This window comes from Candidatus Enterococcus huntleyi (assembly GCF_009933175.1).
GTDB lineage: Bacteria > Bacillota > Bacilli > Lactobacillales > Enterococcaceae > Enterococcus_K > Enterococcus_K huntleyi.
The window spans coordinates 67974-87865 of sequence record NZ_MAEJ01000030.1 but is presented as its reverse complement, the minus strand read 5'-3'; the positions used below and the strand labels follow the sequence as shown (position 1 = coordinate 87865).

The following is a 19892-nucleotide window of genomic DNA, read 5'->3' as shown; positions in this document are numbered from 1 at the left end:
ATTATTTCTGCGTTGGCGTTTCTGTTTGCATATTCATTTATTGGAATAGTCGCTTAAATATATTGTAAGACTTTCGTTTCTTGGTAGGCTTGGTCGATTAACCCGCCACCTAAACATTCCATTCCATCGTAAAAGACAACTGCTTGTCCTGGCGTAATTGCACGAACAGGTTCATCAAAAATTACCGTTGCTTTGCCTTCGCCTGTCAATTGAACAGTCACTGGCACGTCTTGTTGACGATAACGGAATTTTGCTGTGCAACGGAATTCTGCAGGTTGTTCGGCATTTGTCGTAAAATGAATTTCGCTAGCCGCTAAACTAGTCGCATACAATGCTTCATGATGGAATCCTTGTCCAACATATAGCGTGTTCGTAGTCAAATCTTTGCCCACAACAAACCATGGTTCTTGGGTTTTGCCACCGCCGCCAATACCTAATCCTTGACGTTGGCCAATTGTGTAATACATCAAGCCATCATGTTGCCCTTTGACTTCACCTTCCATTGTCACCATATTCCCAGGTTTTGCTGGCAAATAGTTACTTAGGAATTGTTTGAAATTCTTTTCGCCAATAAAGCAAACTCCTGTCGAATCTTTTTTCTTAGCAGTTGCTAAATTTGCTCGTTCAGCAATCGCACGCACTTCAGATTTTTCCATATGCCCCAAAGGAAACATCGTTTTTGCCAATTGTTCTTGAGAAAGTTGGCTCAAGAAATACGTTTGATCCTTATTATTATCGACCCCTCTTAACATATGCACCGTGCCATCTTCGTCACGAGAAACTTGGGCATAATGCCCAGTCGCAACGTAATCAGCCCCTAATTCTAGCGCATAATCTAAGAAAGCCTTAAATTTTATTTCTTTGTTACACATTACATCCGGATTCGGCGTTCTACCCGCGCGATATTCCGCTAAGAAATATTCAAAAACACGATCCCAATATTCCTTCTCAAAGTTCACCGAATAATACGGAATGCCTATTTGCGCAGCAACTTTTGCTACGTCTTTATAATCCTCTGTTGCTGTACAAACGCCATTTTCATCGGTATCATCCCAATTTTTCATAAAGATCCCGATTACATCATAGCCTTGCTCTTTCAGCAAAAGTGCTGTTACAGATGAGTCAACACCGCCACTCATCCCAACGACAACGCGCGTCTTGCTGTTGTCTGTCATGATATCACCATCATTTCAATTAGATTTTCTGAAACATCTACGAGTTGAAGGTCGCAACTTTTCAGTGACTCACATTATACGACATTTTCAAAATTTTTTCACTAATAGAATTCGTATTTTTCATTTCTCTCATCTTTACTTAACCTTGCAGCACTCTTTCTGGCTTATATTTCAGTTTTTTTAACATAAAATAAATTATTCTGACTCTGCAAAAATAAGCGTTCATAAAAAATAAAATAAGATTTCAAAATAAAAAAATCGTTCTATACAATAGCGTATCTTATTTTGAACCCCAAAAAAGGCCCCTCAGACCTTGGGGTAAAAAAAAGAGTCGTGACAAGTTCTAGCCTTGATATGGCTGATTACTTGTCACAACTCTATGTGTTAGATAGATTATTTAACTACTTTTTCGAATAAACCACGGTCAATCATGCCATCCATCAAGAAGAAGAATTTGTCTTGATTCATCTTATGTTTCTCATCCTTAAATAAGTTGACAGATTTTAACCCATTGGCAGTCGTAATCGACATCTTCAATGTTTTTATATCTTTAGACACAGTAATTTTCAACTTGAAGCCTTCTTTGCTTTGGGGTGTTGCATCCAAAGGTCGAATTAACTGGAAATTCCCAGATTTAGTTTCTGTAAATCCATTATCGCGTAAGGTATATTTTTTTGCTGCTGGATTTAATTTATACAACACATCCGTGCCTTCTACTGTTGCTGTTTCTAAAAATGCCATAGTTTTCACCTCAATAATTTAGTCACTCTCTATTATAGAGGTTTCTACCCGTCTTTGCTAGTTCAAATTTACGCCACAAAGCTATCTTCAGGATAGGCGAAAAAAAACATTCTCTACTTTCAAAGAATGTTCGATGTTTATAAGAGTACATGTATGCCACAGTAAGAGATATTTTTGCTGTAATGCAGGTGTAGTATTGCCATAGGTCGTGGTGAATCACTTTCAAACTACTAACTTTAACTTATACGTTGGTTTGAAAGGAGATGCGCCAATGAATAACGGTGGAATGAGGAAGGGTAATTTATTAATGATAATGTTAGCTTACATTATCGCAATTCTGACAATAGTTAAACTATTGTTAGAAATTGCAATAATAATAATAAAAGCTTAAAGGAGTAATCCTTTAAGCATCCCAAATCCACTGCCGAAGCAATTTTGTAAGAGGTGATCCCATCACCTTTTACCTACACCTGCATTATAGCAAGGTTATTCTACTTAGTCAAAAAAGTATTTCTGTATCGGCTCTATCGCTATCGCAAATTTCAAGGCTCTATTAAGATATTGTCTGAATCGTTAATCAAAACAAAAACATTCCCCACTTTCGAAGAATGTTAATTGTTTATCAGAGTTTATATATACAGTAAGAAATATTCTTGCTGTCATGCAGGTGTAGTGTTGCCATAGGTCGTGGTAAGTCCCCTTCAAACTTGTAACTTTAAATTACACGTTGGTTTTGAAAGGAGATGCGCCAATGAATAACGGTGGAATGAGGAAGGGTAATTTATTTATGATAATGTTAGCTTACATTATCGCAATTCTGACAATAGTTAAACTATTGTTAGAAATTGCAATAATAATAATAAAAGCTTAAAGGAGTAATCCTCTAAGCTCGTCCAAATCCACTGCCGAAGCAATTTTGTAAGAGGTGACACCCATCACCTTTTACCTACACCTGCATTATAGCAAGGTTATTCTACTTAGTCAAAAAGTATTCTAAGTACTTCTTACAGACTGGCTGCTAGCACTTGGCAAAATTGATCAATCTGTTCGGCGGTTACATCTAAACCGAAGCTAATCCGAATTGATTCGGTAATTGCTGGATCGTCTTTACCGTACATCGCTTCGAGGACATGTGATGGATCGACAGTGCCTGCTGTACAGGCTGAGCCGGTCGATACCGCGATATCTTTCAAATCAAGTTTCATCAGTAACAGATTATTAGGCGTATTCTTAAGATGAAGATTTAAAATATGAGGTAACCGCTGTGAGAAATCCCCATTAATTTTATAATCGATAGCTTTTTCATCTAGGAACGTTAAAATTTGTTTGGCAAATTCTGTATATTCTTGTTTTCTAGCTTGACGTTCTTCTGCTGCTAACTGTTCAACAGCTGCTTTCATACCCATGATTCCTGCTAAATTTTCTGTACCAGGTCGTCTTTTTTCTTCTTGTTCCCCACCATGAAGTAATGGAGGCAACTTGATTTTATCACTCTTAAATAAGAAGCCGACTCCTTTAGGTCCGTTAATTTTATGGGCAGAAGTACTTAACAAATCGATGCCTAATTCATGAGGCCGAATCGTTTGACTACCGTATGCCTGAACAGCATCACTATGAAAATAAGCTGGATAATCGCGTAGTAAATCGCCGATTTCTTTAATCGGTAACAAATTACCAATCTCGTTGTTGCCAAACATTATCGACACCAAAATCGTATCTTCTCTCAGAGCTGCTGTAAAATCACTTAGAGAAATGTTTCCTTTTTGATCAACAGGCAAGTAAGTAACTTCAAATCCTTGACCTTCTAAATAAGCCATGGTTTGTAAAACCGCTGGATGCTCAATCGCCGTTGTAATCAAATGCTTTCCTTCTGATTGGCGGGACATGGCCGTCTCGATGATCGCCATATTATCGCTTTCTGTCCCACCACTGGTAAAAATTATCTCATGAGGAGCAACCTCTAAACTATCTGCAATCACTTGTCTCGCTGCCTCTAATTGTTCATGCGCTAGTCGACCAAACCGATGAATACTTGAGGGATTTCCAAAATATTCAGCCATCACTCGAGTCATCTCCGCAATTACTTCGGGATGCATCGGTGTCGTTGCTGCATGATCTAAATAAATAGTCGCCACTAGATTCAATCCTTTCTAGTCATAATTAGGCTCATTCTAGCATAAAATAAGGAGATGTCCAAAGATTATTCCTCATCGAGAACAGTCTCTTTGGCTAGCATAGAATGCTTTTCAAATTGCTGCTCTTTTTTCCATGAACGAGCAGTAGCATAAGTAAATATCCCAATGCCTACCCAAATAAATGAGAAGGCAAAAAATTGCTCCTTGGTATAAGGCTCATTGAAAACAAAGACGGCTAATAGCAACATAATCGTGGGATTCACGTATTGAATAAATCCTAAGATGATATAAGAAATCCGTTTTGCAGCCTCTGCAAATAACAATAATGGAATGGCTGTAACGATGCCGGCACCCATCAATAAGAGATTCACGTTGCCTGAAAAGCTCATGAATCCGGTTGGTGAGAACCCTAGCAAATAAATTAGCGCAATCGGTAAAATAACTAAGGTTTCAATCGTTAATCCCGTATACGAAGAGAGCGTAAAGCCTTTTTTTAATAGCCCGTAGAAACTGAAAGCAAACGCCATTATCAAAGAAGAGACTGGGATTGTTCCCGTTTGAATGGTTAACAGAATCACACCGACAAAAGCAAACCCACAGGCTATTTTGCCTAAGCGGCCTAAAGGTTCTTTCAAAATTAAAGTTGCTAATAATACATTTACGAGTGGATTCATATAATAGCCGAGGCTCGCTTCTGTCACTCGCCCTTGTCCAACCGTGTAGATAAAGGTAAACCAATTAATTGAAATGAAGAGAGCGGCCAAAATAATCGCAATAAGTTTCTTCTTATCTTGCCAAATCTCCCGGCACTCCGCTAAGAATTTTCCCGTCCTCTTAGTCAGTAAAATATAGATTACCATAAAAACAAACGACCAAATAACGCGATAAGCCAGTATGTCCAAAGCTCCTACGACTGAAGGAATTAATTTCCAATATAAGGGAATGATTCCCCACAAAATATAGGCAACAAAGCCTACAATTACACCTTTTTTCGATTCTTTCATACCAACTATCCCCAATCCCCAAAAATTTACTCTATATAAAACCTTCTATATAGGCTTACTCAGCAATTCGCTTCAACCTTCGAAAACGACTACTGGTTTTGTTTTTAAATGTATAACTAAGTCCATGACCTTCTGGATAGAAAAAGGACTGGGAATGATAGCTTTAAAAAAGACAATCGCCTTCTTTAAGCTACCTATTTCCAGTCTCTTCACAGGTTTCCTATGAAAATTTTCTTATTAATATTTTTAGTTTATTCGAACTCTTTATCTTCTAAACGAAACAGTGGACTCATTGGCGTGTTTTCATGTACCCGTTTGACCGCCTCACCCATCAATTCTGAACAAGTGATAATCGTCAGATTTTCTGGATGTTTTTCATCTGCTGTCCATACTGAATCTGTGATGCAGATATCTTTAATTGGTGCTGCATCCAAAATTTCTTTTGCTGGCGTTGATAACAAGCCATGAGAGGCACAGGCATGAACTTCTCTTGCTCCATTTTGCTTCAGCACCGTCGCACCGTAGGCAAATGTTTCCCCCGTATTTAGAATATCATCTACCATAATACAAATTTTATCTTCGACATTTCCAATGACATAACCTGTTTCAGGATTACCTTCTTCAGTTTGATCGATGATTGCAAGCGTCGAATTTAAATATTCAGAAAGACTTCGTGCACGTTGTACACCACTATTTTTTGGTGAAACCACCACGATATCGTCGCCTGTCAGACCAAGTTCGCGATAATAATGTGCAAATAAAGGCATCGTGAACAAATTATCAACTGGAATATCAAAGAACCCTTGTACTTGGACCGCATGTAAATCCAGTGTCAATACTCTGGTAGCCCCGGCTTCTTGTAACATATTAGCAATCAATTTAGCCGTAATTGGCTCATGTGGCTTAGCCGTTCTGTCTTGTCTTGCATAGCCGTAGTAAGGTAGCACAACATTGACCGTTTTAGCACTGGCGCGTTTCATCGCATCAATCATAATCAACAATTCTAAATAATTATCATTGACTGGCGCATTTGTAGATTGAATTAAGTAGACATGATCCCCACGAATACTCTCTTCGACGTTAATCGAAATCTCGCCATCACTAAATTGTTTAACGACACTTTTCCCTAACTCTGTTCCAAACACTTTAGCAATTTTCTCTGCTAACGGACGATTTCCATTCAGACTAAAGATTTTTAAGGTCCCATCTTGATATTTCTCGCTCATATAATTCCCCCATCGAATAGTTTCACTTAATTCTATCATATTTCTATGTGAAATTCTGTTGAAAAGACGTATTTTATTTATGAAAGGCTTACCAATGTTCAGTTTAATAATTTAGCAAAGCTTATGGTAACGAAACAGTCCCATTACCCCAGCTGGCATTAATGACTTTATTGTAATTTCCCCAATTGTCGTGGACTTTATAAAAACGCGAACCATCGGCTTTTTCTAGATAGGCGTATGCGACTATCCAGTGATTGCCATAGGTGCTGCCTAGAACTTTCAAGATACCAACTTCAACTGGCTTGCCTTGTTGGATTCGCTTTACTGCTCGATTCCATGAACCAATCAGTGTGGTACGGGCACGATATTTTAAGCCATAACGGTCAAAATAGCGCGATAATCCGAAGCCGACTTGAAAAGGAATCGTCGGCAACCCTAGCGGCTGAATCAATGGACGAAGACAATTAGCTAAATCCTCATGTCTGTTTTCACCTTTCATCCGTAGAGTGTCGGGAATAATCGTTTCATCGATATAATCTTGATAGTATGCCAATAAAACTGTTGATGCATAGGTCCCACACAAGTACCCAGAAGGCGTCAGCCAATTGCGATACGGATAAAAGCGCGATTCAGGAATCCCTACCCACTGATCATAGCGTTTATTTTCGTTTGTTAGAGGAGTAGTCTGACTTGCAGATGAAGGTGCAGTCTGCTCCAACTCATCTGACAATTGAAGAGGGATTATTTCTTCAGTTAATAAATCCAGATAGCCCGACTCCACTCGCTGATAATAATTTAGCGGGCCGCCGTAATAATTATCAGAAGCCTGTGCATATGGAAAAGATTTGGCAGACAAGCAATACTCCAGTAATTGCCCTGAATGATGGCTAAAAATAGCGTAACTATCATTTGTAAAGACTGCAGCGAACGTCTGGAATTGCTGGGAAATCCCTGTCAATGCGACGAATCGCTTGATCGTCAAAACTTGCCCTTCTAGCGTCAATGAACCTAATGTATTTACTTGTCGTTGTTGTATGCGTGGCTGTTTCATCCAATCGCTCCTCTCATTTCTTCTAGCATACCTCATTTTTCGAAATATCGGGTAAAATTATTCTTCAAATTCTCTGAAAATTCTATTTTTTATTTGTCTAAAGAGCGCTTTTGTTCTATTGTAGATAGATAAGAATCTTTCGTGCCATATGAAGATGCAGTCTAGTGAGAACGTTTCTATTTGTCATTGCAACTTGCTGAACTCATTTTCCCACGTAAAGGATTCGACGGGTACTAAAAAAGGAGGAACTTTGGATGACAGGTAAGACAAACACCGCACCACAGGATTTACTTAAAAAGGATTTTTATGAATACGTAAACTACGATTGGTTAAAAACAGCAGAGATTCCTGCAGATAAGCCAGCGACAGGTAGCTTCAATGAACTATCAGTTGGTATCGAAAATTTGTTAATGAAAGAAGTCAAAGATATGGCGCAGGATATTGCGTCGGCACCTTCCGAACTGATGAAGGAATTTCTGAAGTATTATCAATTGGCAACTGATTTTGATGCTCGGGAAGCTACTGGGACTGCCCCACTTTTACCACTGCTAAACAAGATTGATTCATTGCAATCATTCGCTGATTTAAATGCCCAATTTCCTGAATGGACTTTTACCGGCATGGCCCTGCCTGTCTATTTGGAAGTCGATGCGGATATGAAAAATGCGACGACCAATGCACTAATTGCTTCGCCGCCTAGCCTATTCTTACCGGATAAAACATATTATGAAGCAGGCCACGAGAACGGGGCTCAACTAATGAACGTTTTCTTTGAAATGATGGTGAAATTATTTAAAATGCTCGGTAAAAATGACAAAGAAGCGGAATCGATTGCCGAACAAGCCATCGCTTTTGATAAACTAATCGCTCCCCATGTCAAAAGTGCGGAAGAATCAGCGGACTACAGCAAGATGTATAATCCTCAAACCTTTGAAGAATTCGTCGCGCATAGCACCGAACTGGATTTAGGAAACCTGATTCAAGGCTTGGTTGGTGCCAAACCTGATCAAGTTATTGTCACTGATCCGACTTATTTTGAACAATTAAATCAACTACTGACGCAAGATCATTTCGCATTAATGAAAAGTTGGCTGTCTGTAATAACTGTGCTAACTTACGACAGTTATCTGACTGAAGAGTTCCGTCAAACAGGTGGACTCTATGGCCGGACGCTTTCAGGAGTAGCAGAAGAAATGCCACAAGAAAAAGCAGCCTATTATTTGGCGAAAGGACGTTTCAGTCAAGTTGTTGGCCTCTACTACGGTAAAAAATATTTCGGTGAAAAAGCCAAAAATGATGTCCATCAGATGGTTGAAAATATGATCGCGGTTTACAAATCTCGTCTACAAACGAATACCTGGCTCAGTGAAGCCACTCGTAAAAAAGCGATTGTTAAATTAGACGCGTTAGGTATTCAAGTCGGTTATCCTGACGAAATCCCTGCAATCTATCAACAATTTAAAACAGTTTCTGCTGAAGATGGCGGCACTCTATTTAACAATACTTTACGTTTCAGAGAAATCACTAGCCGCGATCACTATAGTCAGTGGAACAAGCCAGTCCGTCGAAATGAGTGGGAGTTGAGCGCCGATACGGTGAACGCTTATTACCATCCATTCAGGAATGTAATTGTCTTCCCTGCTGCAATCTTACAAGCACCATTTTACAGTTTGGATCAGTCTAGTAGTGCCAATTATGGTGGGATTGGGGCGGTGATCGCTCATGAAATTTCTCATGCCTTTGACAATAATGGCGCACTATTCGATGAATTTGGGAATCTAAATAACTGGTGGACGGAAGAAGATTTAGCTCATTTCCAAGCACTTGCCCAACAAGTAATTGAACAATTTGATGGGATTCCATTTGCTGGATTGACGGTTAATGGAAAGCTGACTGTTTCTGAAAATATCGCCGATGCTGGCGGATTAAGCTGCGCCTTAGAAGCAACCAAACAAGAGGAAGACGCAGATTTACCAGCCTTCTTCATGAACTGGGCAACGATTTGGCGCACCAATGCAAAAACCGAATACCAACAACTTTTATTATCAGTTGATGTCCATGGACCAGCCAAATTACGGGCAAATGTCCAACCGCAAAACTTAGCTGATTTCTATTCTACATTTGACATCCAACCAGAAGATGATATGTACCTAGCACCAGAAAAACGCATCACGATTTGGTAATATAAAAATACAGAGACAGCCTACGAAATTTATTAAAACTTCGTAGGCTGTCTTCAATTTTATTTTTTATACGCCTCACTACTACTTCTTCAAAAGAATCACCAGCTCAAAGATCTCTTCATCTGGTAAGCGAATCAAGGTTTCATAGCCATAATTACTCAGACTATTCTTGACCAAGTATAAGCCCAAGCCATGGCCTTCATACTCTTCTTCTTGCGTCGTATAAAATGGCTGGAAAAGCTTCTCGCTATCTTCTATCGCTTGATTCGTCTGGTTTCGAATGATTAATTCCTGTCCATCTTCACTCAATTCAATCTCGATTGTGCTCTTACTTTTCCCATGATGAATCGCGTTACTAATAATATTAGAGAAGACCTTCAATAACATTTTTTGAGAGATTGTCATACTAATTTTTGGTAAATCTATTCGAACTTCCTGTTGCTTCTCATCTAGTAGAATCTGCGACCATTGAATGACCGTTTCCAGTGTTTCTCTAACATCAACCGTCGTTGTTTCCTGACTCAGCTCAACATTGGCCAGTGCCAACAATTCATTCACCAGTTTGGTCATACTTCGCAGCTGCCCCTGGCATTTCCGCAAGACATTCTCCGGATTACTATACTCGCTGTCTGGTAATTCGGCAAAATAGCCCTCAATCACTGTCTGCATCGCCATAATTGGCGTTTTTAGTTCATGAGTGGCTCCTTTCATGAACAGGTTTCGTTCTTTTTCTAGAGATTCGATATACAGATAGTCCTTTTGCAATTGCTCCAAGTTTTTCTTCAATTCAAGGTACAAGCGACTGACATTATTTTCAAGAATCTGCATCTCATCCTTCGATTCAACGATGGTTGGTTGATAATCAACCTGACTCATCTGATCAATCGTCTGATTCACATGTTGAATTTTCCGAGTAAAGTATTGCGCATATAGAATCGAAACCGCCCCAGAAACGATTAAGCCAATAATCAGAAAAATCGGCACCGTGGTACTGACAACACTCTGATAATCCTCGCTAGATATCGACACATTTCTGATTAAATTGACAGTATAATCGGTCTCTTGATATTCGGCGGTAAAATCCTCTGACAAATAATCCGGATCACGCATCACTTCAAAAGTTTGGATGACCGTCTCGCCATCAAAGTTCTCAGGAACTTGCCCGTTACTGCTGATAATCACCGGCTGATTTGTCGGATAAACCACCTTGCCATCAAGCGAAATTGTTATGAAGTAGCCTCTTAGGAGTAACTCTTCAAAATATTTCTGATCAATATCATCCTGTGAGATTTTTTGCTGAATTTGCCCTTTCACATCCGCAAATTGTCGTTGTTGGTGTTGCTTCAAAAAGAAACCCGTAAAGCCGATAAAAATACTAAAACCAATCACCAGCGTTAAAACGAGAATACTCACACTGACAAACCAGGTGCGCATATAAAAGCTCATTTTCTTCATTTTTCCACCTTGTAGCCGACACCTTTGATGGTCTTAATCAGCTCGCTCCCTAATTTTTGTCGAATATTTTTGACATGAACATCAATCGTCCGACTATCCCCTAAGAAATCATAGCCCCAGACTAGGGTTAACAATTCTTCTCTCGAGTAAACTTTCCCCTTGTTTTGAGCCATCGCCAATAAAATTTCAAATTCCTTGGTCGTCAATAGGACCAGTTCATCCGCCTTCTTCACCTCATACTGATCGACAAATATCGTGATTTCGCCCAGTTGGATTTGCTTATCTGTATCCCCGTGGATTCGCTTTAAGATTGCAGAAATTTTAAATAACAAAATGTTCATCGAAAAAGGCTTCACCACATAGTCTTCAATCTGATTCGTATACGCACCAATCTGAGTCATCTCATCATTCAGCGCACTGATAATCATGATCGGCTGTTGGGAGGATTGGCGAATTTCACTCAGCACCTCTTCCCCACTCTTCTTAGGAAGCATCATGTCCAAAATAATTAATTCAAAGCTATCTTGATGAAATAAATCAATCGCCGACTGCCCATCAGCCACCGCCGTCACTTGATAGCCTTCTTTTTCTAGAAACGTCAACATCACCTTCTGAATCGCCATATCATCTTCTACCAACAATAACCGAGCCTTCACTTAATTCCTCCTATTACGCGATAATTTTGCCATCCGAGATACGAAAGATCGTATCTGCATACTCCTCTAATTGTAAATCATGGGTCACACAAATCACACATTTATTTTCGGTTTCGGCAATATTTTTTAAGAGTTGAATCACTTCATTCCCAGTGGTCACATCCAAGTTTCCCGTAGGCTCGTCTGCAAAAATAATTTCAGAATCGCAGGCAATCGCTCGAGCAATCGCCACTCATTGCTGCTGTCCTCCTGATAATTCTTTACATGGTCTTGTTAATTGATCACCTGCCAAGCCGACTTTATTCAAATAAGTCGTAGCCAGTTGTTTTTTATTGCCCTTTTTGCGATTAATATCCAACGCTAAAATAACATTTTGTAACGGCGATAGATAATTGATCAGATTATACGATTGAAAGACAATGCTGATTTTTTTACGATAAGCATCTAAACTGCCTTTGGTGAGAGACGCCCCTTGAAACTGGATATCTCCCTCTTGCAGCGTACTAATTCCAGATAATAAGGATAATAGAGTCGTTTTTCCACTCCCTGATTTCCCGACGATGGCGTACATTTTACCGCTCTCAAAAGATAGATTAATTTGCTGTAATACTTCGCTATATTGATAACGATAAGATAAATTTGTGGCTGTTAACATGCGATTCACTCCTGACATATTGGTAAACTAATTTTTTTTCAAATTTCAACTAATTATATTTTTCTAAAACCAGGGATCTGACAAAATCTTCTTGTCAGTCCCCATTTTCCGAGTAAACGATCTTCCAAAAATAGCTTCTGTCACAATCTCGTCTGACTAATCTTTTGCTAATAAAATGACCTTCGGATCTTTTCTAAACAGTAAAACGAGTGGAATACAGGTTGCTACAAGTAGAATGCCCACACTGATTGCCAGTGTCATGCCTAATGTTTCAGGTGCATTGGTCTTCACACTAATCTCATCGATCTGTTCCACTTCTTGCTCTTCCGCCGAATTTGGTCCCATAACAATCGTCTGATTCGCATTAGAATCCACTTCATTCTCCTGTTCATCCGCTTTCTGGACCTGATTACTCAACAAAGCATCACTCGCGGCCGTTGCAATCGGTTGGCTAATCGCCATTGCTAGGAAAAAGCCACACACTAAGACAATCAGCCCTTCCAAAATTGCCTGACAACTAATATTTATTCGCGACTCGCCTAAGGAAAGTAAAATTCCAAATTCAAATACGCGATCCTTAAAGGATAACAGCATCAATAGTGTCAAAATAACTATCCCAGCAATTCCGCCAATTACTAAAATCATTTTCGCAATATTCGCTACTTGATTAATCGCTGCGGTCATTTTCTCGTATTGATCCATCTCAGAAACGAAATCCATGTATTCCCAGTCGCCCTCAAGATTCTCTTTTATGTAATTCTGAACGCCTTCAATCTCTTCGACATCATCAATCACTAATTTGGCAAAATCATAACGCACATTCCCTGACGGATTATCCAACAACATGGTTTTATCCGTTACCTCAACCGTCGAATAAACCTTATTTTCCTGCTCTTCCATCGGATGCTGCATATTCATCATATTTACTTCGCCAGCTGTATCCGCTGAGGGATTCTGGTATTCATAAATTCCACAAACCGTGTATTCCATCGGCTTATTCGATTTCTGTCCGCCATTGGCTTTATAGGTACTGCCAACCTTCAGTTTATTGACGTCAGCAAACTTTTTAGATAGCAAGACAGGATTCTTTGCCTTTGATTCATAAGGAAACTCTCCCTCTGCTAAAAATGCCAACCCTTTCTTAAAAACATCAACTTGCTCTTTATCTGAAATCCCATAGATATATTGCTTTGGCTCTTTCTGATCATTTTCTAAGCCCATCGTTCCCATCTCAACACTACCGAACATCTCTTTTTGTTGTTCCGTCATATACAAATCATACTCATTATTGACATACATTTTCGATTCAACAATCGTTTCCTTCACATGCGGTATTTTTTTGATTTTATCAATCATCGCCGTATCCAATTCAGGTAGCTGCTGCTTGCCATCCTGGAACGCTTTTTGGTAATTTGGCTGAATCGTCACCTCCGCCTTCATCTGTTGCTTCGCATGGGTATTCGCTCCCTCCACTGCTTTCTGAATCCCAAATCCTACAAGTAATAATGAAATAATGACACTAAACAAGAGTAATAATAATCCTGATCTCTTTTTTTGTTTGATTACACTCAAACAGGCTCTCTTTAAACTTCTCATTGCGTTTCGCTTCCTCTCTTCTCTATCTGAATTAAGGATAGCTCTTCAATGTAAAGCCCAGATGAAGAAGAGATGTAGTCGAGGTAAAATGAGTGCCTAGTAAGTGCTTCACTTTATTTTTATCATTCTAGAAGTATCCAAAAATCGGAAAAAGCTATCATGGAAAGCTTCGTGGCCCTCACAATAGTAATACTTTCTTTAATCAACAAAAAAGATGAGCCTAGTCAATGACTGTGCTCACCTTTTCGCGATACGATTCTTTTTTTTCCAAAAAATTTAGGTACTTTATATTTCAGTCCCTACCTGATTTATCTTTTGTTATTTATTTTGTCTCTTGTTTATCTTCTTTTTTACTGGCAAAAGCGCCTCGAATTTTTTCAATCCCCACTGGATTCTCAGGCACGCAGACGGATAGTCCACTCTTCACAACCTTCACTGAAACAGGTAAGTCATCAGTTGGATCTCCATCAGTTCTTGTTTGAACGCCTTTTTCTTTCGCGCTGATTTTGAAGGCTTCATCAGACAAGTAAACTACGCCAGGAATTTTATTTAATTGCCCACGAATAATTTTTGGCAAATAATAGATAAATTTATAGAAGACAAGTTTTGGCAAAAGAATGATGTGTGCTTTGCCATCATTTGGTGTTGCATTGGCATCAAAATGTGTAAATCCTCCTGCCGAATTGGTCATTACCATCGAGAGTAGTTGTGCCTTGCCTTGCCAACTCTGATTTGGCCCTTTAATCGTTAGATGATACTTTTTCTTTTTAGCTAATAAACGGAAGAATTGCTTCATAAAAGCCAAGGGTCCATATTTCTGCTTTTCTTGCTGCGAAATGTTCGCCGCCGTATCTGCCAATAAACCAACCGTTAACGTTGAAATAATCACATCCTCATTGACTGTACCGTAATCAACCGGCGTTACATGATTTTCAACAATCGTTTCAAACGCCTTCTGCTCTTGTACCGGGATGTTTAAGACTTTGGCAAAATTATTGATTGTCCCGCTAGGAATAATCCCAATTGTATAATCACCAATCGTGTCTTTAAAATTCTGAATTACATGGTGAATTGTCCCATCGCCGCCAATTATAATCAAGCTATCCACCTGATTATCCGTAGCATTTTTACGAATCTCCTCTGGATCAATGTCAGGATTAGACGGCTGCAATACGACATTTAAGTTTTGCTCTTCAGCATATGCTTTAAATTTATTGGCTGTTTCTTCCCCTTGATTATTCCCTGAAGTATCATTGTATAAGACCATTAGTTTCTTCATGTATTTCGTCTCCAATCAAATGAACTACTCCTCTAAATAGGCACTCATTCACCAATCATCACAGCAGTTCTTTTCTCTACTTCTATCGTACCATAGCACCCCAGATTTCCCTCAAAATATGCTATTTATATTTAGCAAGCAAAAGAATTCCTTCGCTTAATGAAAACCTTCCTCTCACTCAACTACTACTTCAAGTTTCCAATTACTGTTCCATCCGCTTAACCTTATCCAACCATCAAAAAACGACTTAGCTATCAGATATTCTGACTCACTAAGTCGTTGGCATTTATTTATACTCAATTATTTGAACTTATTCATTTGAACTCATTTATTTCAATTTTTCATTGATCAAGCAATTAATTCTTTAGACAATCTCTGCCCCTAAGGTTCCTTTGAAATGTGCTAAGGCCCACTCATGGCCGACTTGATTAAAACTAGCGACCGCATGTTCGTGAATAACTAATTTGTAGCCTAAATTATAAGCATCAATCGCGGTATGCAACACGCAGATATCCGTACAAACACCAGTCAAATGGAGCTCGGTAATTCCTCTTTCGCGCAGACGGATATCTAAATCTGTGCCACTGAAAGCAGAATAATGACGTTTATCAATCCAGTAAACCAGAGGATTGTCTTGATTAGCCTGGTAAACATCTGCTAATCCACCATATAAAGCGCGCCCCTCCGTACCAACTAAATTGTGAGGTGGAAATAATTTGTTTTCTGGATGGTATTGATCACTAGCCTCGTGGGCATCAATCGCGAAAACTACGTAATCTCCAGCTTCGATAAATGATTGCGTCACAGCTACTAAAGTTTCTTCGATGGCTTGACCCGGCGCGCCAGTGGTTAATTTGCCATCTGTTGCCACAAAATCATACGTATAATCAATCGATAGTAAAGCTCTCATCTTCGTTTCCTCCTAAACTAAATGTTTAGCAAATTCAATCACCATTTCAGCAGAACGCTTGCCCGCTTCTTCGATAAAGGCATCAAAGCTTTGCGTCGCCGCTTCATCAGCTGTATCACTAATCGCTCGAACGACTAAGAATGGAATGTTAAATTGGACCGCTGTTTGAGCGATTGAGGCTCCTTCCATCTCACAAGCCAACGCATCAGGAAATTGTGCAAGAATCTGATTCATTTTATCCGGTGAATTAATGAAGCTATCGCCCGTCACAATTAATCCTTCATGAACGGTATGACTCGTCGCTTGAGCCGCCTTTTTCATGGCAGCTTTTATATAACTGCTAGCTTCATAATATAAAGGCATCCCTGGAAGCTGACCAGGCTCATAACCAAAGCCTGTGACATCTACGTCGAAATACGCGAGTTTTTCAGAAATAACTAAATCACCCACGCGCAAGCCTTCGCCAATCCCACCAGCTGAGCCGGTGTTAATGACCATATTCACGCCATATTGTTGAATCAGTAAGCTCGTCGTAATAGATGACAACACTTTGCCGATTCCTGAACGAACCACGATGACTTCGTGTTTACCTAGCGTGCCAGAAATAAACAAGGCCCCTGCTCGTTCCCAAGAAACTGGTGCTTCCATCGTTTCTCTTAAAATTTTCACTTCTTGTTCCATTGCTCCAATAATCCCAATCTTCATTACTTGACCTCTTTCTTATAAGTAGATCACCATTAATATGACGATAATTAATAGCACACCCACGATTACTAATGATTTATTTAAAAATTTGTTCCGTTCACGCATCTTTGTCTGCTCACCTGAACGAGTCTTGGTGATTTCTTTTGCCTTCTTTTGTTCTTTTCGATAAAAACTAGAGATTTCTTTCTCTTGTTTTGTGTACTCTTTTTTAGCTTGCTTGATCTGGCTCTTGTGCTGTTTTTCCAGCAAAGCATCTTCTTCCTCACGCATCTTACGTAACTCAGAACGAGTAATTAAGGGACCTTTGCCCATATTTCACACACTCCCTTGTCTCTTTCTTCCTATTGGACTTCTGTTACAACCTTAATTATTTAGCTTGTTTCATTTGTTGTAATTCCCAGTATTGAATAGCATAGACTGTCTTTGAGTCACAGATTGTCCCTTTGCGTATTTCTTCCTTCGCTTCTGCCAAGGTTAATTCATACAATTCTAGGACTTCATCCTCATCCTGAGCCAGAGGATTTTCGACTTTATTAAGCTCCTCTGCGTAATAAATGTACATCTTCTCATTTGAGAATCCCGGCGAGAGATACATCGTTGTCACACTTTGCCAGCGTTCTGCTTGATAGCCTGTCTCTTCCTCTAATTCTCTTCGTGCAGTCTTTTCTGGCGCATTTTCTTCACCTGGATCAATCTTTCCTGCTGGAATCTCTAGAATGACTTTCTCTAAAGGTTTGCGGAATTGTTTCACTAAAACAATCCGTCCTTCGTTAGTAATCGGTATAATTCCTACAGCTCCATTATGAAAAACTAATTCACGTTTGGCCATTCCCCCATCAGGTAGTTGTACGTCATCGACTGCGACCTCAATCACATGTCCTTTAAAAATAGTTTTGCGCGCGAGTGTTTTTTCTTCAAACTCTTCAAATTGTCGCATGCTATTCACCTAACTTTCTTTGTTATCATACCTGTTTCTGAGGTTTTTTTCAATTTTTCTTTAAAGGAAACTAACAATTCTTATAAATTCTCTAAATTCCAAAAATCCACCTTTAGTCCGATACTCTTTCCCTATGAAACTGTGCTAAAATGGTTTTGTAGTCAAGAGAACATCACTAAAAAATATAATGTATCCCTCTTTATGGGATAGGAGGAAATTCTATGAAAAAAAAGAAAAAGATTCGTAAACTGCTTCCTACGATTGTGCTCGTACTTCTCTTATATTTCGCTGTCGAAATGGGTTTCCCAGAATTCTTCGCCTTTCTAGCGTTGGGCGTCGCATTTGTCTTTTTCATCATACCGAGTATGACCAAGAAAAAGAAACGTCAGGAAGAAATCTTGCCTGTCTTAACCAAAGAAAAAGAATCCCACTATGAACAACTAGGTATGACCGATCGTGAAATTGACCTGTTTCGTAACACAATGAATGCTGCCAAACAACAAATTGTCCGATTGCAAGAAAATATGAGTGGCACCGCAAAACTTAAAGCGATTGATTTACGCCAAAATACTGTCAAAGCATCCAAAGCACTTTTTAAAGAATTAACAAAGGATCCGACAAAATTACATTTGGCTAATCACTTTTTATACACCCATTTACCAAACATGGTTGATTTGACCGATAAATACATTGAGATTAATAACCATGAATTAAAAAATAAACAGACCTATGAAAAGCTAGAAGAAAGTGCCCAAATCATTGATCAAGTGGCTGCTTTAATCGCGCAAGACTATCAAAAATTTGTGGAAGACGATTTGGAAGACTTAGATGTCGAGTTAACCGTTGCCAAACAAAGCTTAAAGCGAGATAATAGCTTATAAAGAGAAGGTTGTGCCAGAAGTAGTCAGATTCAGGAAATAAGATAGATAAAGCTACTTCTGCACACTGTTTATTCTAAAAAAAGAATTATTGTACTAGGAGGAACGTATATGGATGATTCAAAACAATTAAAAGTTGTAACCCCCGTTAACGATACATTAGAGGATTTATTAAATAATCCTTTCTCAACACCGGTTGATTCATTGACCGCGACGCAACAAACCGAAATTTCAGCCTTACAGGAACAACAAGCAGCGCCTCGTTTGATTGACAAATTACCGGCTGAACGACAAGCACAAGCCAAGGAATTAGCTGATAAGATTGATACGGCTGACTCTCAATCAATCATTACCTATGGTTCAGCGGCTCAAACAAAACTGGGCGAATTCTCTCAATCGATGCTAAATCATGTGCAAGCACAAGATATTGGCCCAGTTGGTGATTCATTAACAGAATTGATGTACCGTTTGCAAGAAGCCAATCCGGATGAATTACGAGCTGGCGAAGGAAATATCTTCATGCGTGTCTTTGGTAAAGTCAAACAGTCAATTTACGAAGTGACCGCTAAATACCAAAAAATCGGCGCTCAAATTGATAAGATTGCCGTCAAATTAGACAAAGAAAAAGATGGTCTTTTAAAAGACAACTTAATGTTGGAACAATTATATCAAAAGAATAAAGATTATTTTGATGCCTTAAACATCTATATCGCAGCCGGCGAATTGAAAATGGAAGAGTTACAAACGAAAACCATTCCTGAAGCCATCAAGCGTGCGGAAGAAACGCAAGAACAAATGGACGTGCAACAAGTCAATGACTACTCGCAATTCTTGGATCGCTTAGACAAACGAACTCATGACTTACGTTTGGCTCGTCAAATCACGATCCAACAAGCGCCGCAAATTCGCTTGATTCAAAATACCAACCAAGCCTTAGCTGAAAAAATCCAAGCATCAGTTAATACGGCGATTCCATTATGGAAAAACCAAGTCGTGATTGCTTTAACATTATTACGTCAAAAAGATGCAGTGACCGCTCAACGTCAGGTTTCAGAAACAACTAACGATTTGTTGAAGAAAAACTCAGAAATGCTTAAAATTTCTGCTATTGAAACAGCCAAAGAAAACGAACGTGGTATCGTTGACGTAGAAACCTTGCAACAAACACAAAATGATTTAGTCGAAACCATTCAAGAAACACTACGTATTCAAAAAGAAGGTACAGAAAAACGTCGTGCAGCCGAAATCGAATTAGGCCACATGGAAGAAGATTTGAAACAAAAACTTTTAGAATTAACGCAATAAG

The 19892-nt window shown here is 39.1% G+C and carries 19 protein-coding genes; 3 read left to right on the top strand and 16 right to left on the bottom strand.

Annotated elements, in window-relative coordinates:
• Positions 1-53: 53 nt before the first annotated feature.
• The 6 genes from mnmA to BAU15_RS15805 form a co-directional block, all read right to left on the bottom strand.
• On the bottom strand, positions 54-1175 hold the full coding sequence (gene mnmA / locus BAU15_RS12975) for a tRNA 2-thiouridine(34) synthase MnmA (protein WP_161843163.1): 1122 nt from the start codon (positions 1173-1175) through the stop codon (positions 54-56).
• A 393-nt stretch (positions 1176-1568) separates the two neighbouring features.
• On the bottom strand, positions 1569-1916 hold the full coding sequence (locus BAU15_RS12970) for a DUF1831 domain-containing protein (RefSeq protein WP_161843162.1): 348 nt from the start codon (positions 1914-1916) through the stop codon (positions 1569-1571).
• 1004 nt (positions 1917-2920) lie between these two features.
• The gene (locus BAU15_RS12965) at positions 2921-4051 is read right to left on the bottom strand and encodes a cysteine desulfurase family protein (protein ID WP_161843161.1); all 1131 of its coding nucleotides are present in this window, start codon (positions 4049-4051) and stop codon (positions 2921-2923) included.
• A 65-nt stretch (positions 4052-4116) separates the two neighbouring features.
• On the bottom strand, positions 4117-5055 hold the full coding sequence (rarD, locus tag BAU15_RS12960; protein ID WP_161843160.1) for an EamA family transporter RarD: 939 nt from the start codon (positions 5053-5055) through the stop codon (positions 4117-4119).
• A gap of 251 nt (positions 5056-5306) precedes the next feature.
• Positions 5307-6281, bottom strand: a complete 975-nt coding sequence (locus BAU15_RS12955; RefSeq protein WP_161843159.1) for a ribose-phosphate diphosphokinase — start codon at positions 6279-6281, stop codon at positions 5307-5309.
• Between the two features lie 121 nt (positions 6282-6402).
• Positions 6403-7332 carry a dihydrolipoamide dehydrogenase gene (locus BAU15_RS15805; RefSeq protein ID WP_237580199.1) on the bottom strand — a complete coding sequence of 310 codons (930 nt, stop codon included), beginning with the start codon at positions 7330-7332 and terminating at the stop codon, positions 6403-6405.
• Between the two features lie 254 nt (positions 7333-7586).
• Between BAU15_RS15805 and BAU15_RS12945 the strand changes: the two genes are divergently transcribed.
• Entirely contained in the window at positions 7587-9515 is a 1929-nt protein-coding gene (locus BAU15_RS12945; RefSeq protein ID WP_161843158.1) for a M13 family metallopeptidase, read from the top strand.
• An 81-nt stretch (positions 9516-9596) separates the two neighbouring features.
• On the opposite strand, the gene BAU15_RS12940 is transcribed toward BAU15_RS12945, so the two are convergent.
• The 10 genes from BAU15_RS12940 to BAU15_RS12895 form a co-directional block, all read right to left on the bottom strand.
• Positions 9597-10970 (bottom strand): sensor histidine kinase, encoded by a 1374-nt coding sequence (locus tag BAU15_RS12940; protein ID WP_161843157.1) that lies wholly within the window; start codon positions 10968-10970, stop codon positions 9597-9599.
• Positions 10967-11626, bottom strand: a complete 660-nt coding sequence (locus BAU15_RS12935) for a response regulator transcription factor (RefSeq protein ID WP_161843156.1) — start codon at positions 11624-11626, stop codon at positions 10967-10969. The genes BAU15_RS12940 and BAU15_RS12935 overlap by 4 nt, the downstream gene beginning before the upstream one ends.
• A 13-nt stretch (positions 11627-11639) precedes the next feature.
• Positions 11640-11858: a P-loop NTPase family protein gene (locus BAU15_RS12930; RefSeq protein ID WP_161843155.1), complete on the bottom strand. Its 219-nt coding sequence runs from the start codon at positions 11856-11858 to the stop codon at positions 11640-11642.
• Positions 11859-12281 (bottom strand): ATP-binding cassette domain-containing protein, encoded by a 423-nt coding sequence (locus BAU15_RS12925; RefSeq protein ID WP_161843154.1) that lies wholly within the window; start codon positions 12279-12281, stop codon positions 11859-11861.
• A 156-nt stretch (positions 12282-12437) separates the two neighbouring features.
• The gene (locus BAU15_RS12920) at positions 12438-13853 is read right to left on the bottom strand and encodes an ABC transporter permease (RefSeq protein WP_161843153.1); all 1416 of its coding nucleotides are present in this window, start codon (positions 13851-13853) and stop codon (positions 12438-12440) included.
• 346 nt (positions 13854-14199) lie between these two features.
• Positions 14200-15156, bottom strand: a complete 957-nt coding sequence (locus BAU15_RS12915; protein ID WP_161843152.1) for a diacylglycerol/lipid kinase family protein — start codon at positions 15154-15156, stop codon at positions 14200-14202.
• A gap of 364 nt (positions 15157-15520) precedes the next feature.
• Positions 15521-16066, bottom strand: a complete 546-nt coding sequence (locus tag BAU15_RS12910) for a cysteine hydrolase family protein (RefSeq protein WP_161843151.1) — start codon at positions 16064-16066, stop codon at positions 15521-15523.
• A gap of 12 nt (positions 16067-16078) precedes the next feature.
• Complete coding sequence (locus BAU15_RS12905; protein ID WP_161843150.1) at positions 16079-16771, bottom strand: 5'-methylthioadenosine/adenosylhomocysteine nucleosidase; 693 nt, start codon at positions 16769-16771, stop codon at positions 16079-16081.
• Positions 16772-16786: 15 nt separating this feature from the next.
• Entirely contained in the window at positions 16787-17083 is a 297-nt protein-coding gene (gene macP / locus BAU15_RS12900) for a cell wall synthase accessory phosphoprotein MacP (protein ID WP_161843149.1), read from the bottom strand.
• 55 nt (positions 17084-17138) lie between these two features.
• On the bottom strand, positions 17139-17708 hold the full coding sequence (locus tag BAU15_RS12895; RefSeq protein ID WP_161843406.1) for an NUDIX domain-containing protein: 570 nt from the start codon (positions 17706-17708) through the stop codon (positions 17139-17141).
• Positions 17709-17929: 221 nt separating this feature from the next.
• Here BAU15_RS12895 and BAU15_RS12890 point away from each other — a divergent pair, with 221 nt between their 5' ends.
• Positions 17930-18589, top strand: coding sequence for a 5-bromo-4-chloroindolyl phosphate hydrolysis family protein (locus BAU15_RS12890; protein WP_161843148.1), 660 nt, complete (start codon positions 17930-17932; stop codon positions 18587-18589).
• Between the two features lie 108 nt (positions 18590-18697).
• Complete coding sequence (locus BAU15_RS12885; RefSeq protein ID WP_161843147.1) at positions 18698-19891, top strand: toxic anion resistance protein; 1194 nt, start codon at positions 18698-18700, stop codon at positions 19889-19891.
• Position 19892 lies beyond the last annotated feature (1 nt).

Bases quoted from the DNA above. Each gene is read 5' to 3' on its own strand.
- BAU15_RS12885 (WP_161843147.1), top strand. From the start codon at position 18,698: ATGGATGATTCAAAACAATTAAAAGTTGTAACCCCCGTTAACGATACA.
- BAU15_RS12895 (WP_161843406.1), bottom strand. From the start codon at position 17,708: ATGCGACAATTTGAAGAGTTTGAAGAAAAAACACTCGCGCGCAAAACT.
- BAU15_RS12970 (WP_161843162.1), bottom strand. From the start codon at position 1,916: ATGGCATTTTTAGAAACAGCAACAGTAGAAGGCACGGATGTGTTGTAT.
- BAU15_RS12890 (WP_161843148.1), top strand. From the start codon at position 17,930: ATGAAAAAAAAGAAAAAGATTCGTAAACTGCTTCCTACGATTGTGCTC.
- BAU15_RS12945 (WP_161843158.1), top strand. From the start codon at position 7,587: ATGACAGGTAAGACAAACACCGCACCACAGGATTTACTTAAAAAGGAT.
- BAU15_RS12915 (WP_161843152.1), bottom strand. From the start codon at position 15,156: ATGAAGAAACTAATGGTCTTATACAATGATACTTCAGGGAATAATCAA.
- BAU15_RS12955 (WP_161843159.1), bottom strand. From the start codon at position 6,281: ATGAGCGAGAAATATCAAGATGGGACCTTAAAAATCTTTAGTCTGAAT.
- BAU15_RS12910 (WP_161843151.1), bottom strand. From the start codon at position 16,066: ATGAGAGCTTTACTATCGATTGATTATACGTATGATTTTGTGGCAACA.
- mnmA (WP_161843163.1), bottom strand. From the start codon at position 1,175: ATGACAGACAACAGCAAGACGCGCGTTGTCGTTGGGATGAGTGGCGGT.
- BAU15_RS12925 (WP_161843154.1), bottom strand. From the start codon at position 12,281: ATGTTAACAGCCACAAATTTATCTTATCGTTATCAATATAGCGAAGTA.
- rarD (WP_161843160.1), bottom strand. From the start codon at position 5,055: ATGAAAGAATCGAAAAAAGGTGTAATTGTAGGCTTTGTTGCCTATATT.
- macP (WP_161843149.1), bottom strand. From the start codon at position 17,083: ATGGGCAAAGGTCCCTTAATTACTCGTTCTGAGTTACGTAAGATGCGT.
- BAU15_RS15805 (WP_237580199.1), bottom strand. From the start codon at position 7,332: ATGAAACAGCCACGCATACAACAACGACAAGTAAATACATTAGGTTCA.
- BAU15_RS12940 (WP_161843157.1), bottom strand. From the start codon at position 10,970: ATGAAGAAAATGAGCTTTTATATGCGCACCTGGTTTGTCAGTGTGAGT.
- BAU15_RS12905 (WP_161843150.1), bottom strand. From the start codon at position 16,771: ATGAAGATTGGGATTATTGGAGCAATGGAACAAGAAGTGAAAATTTTA.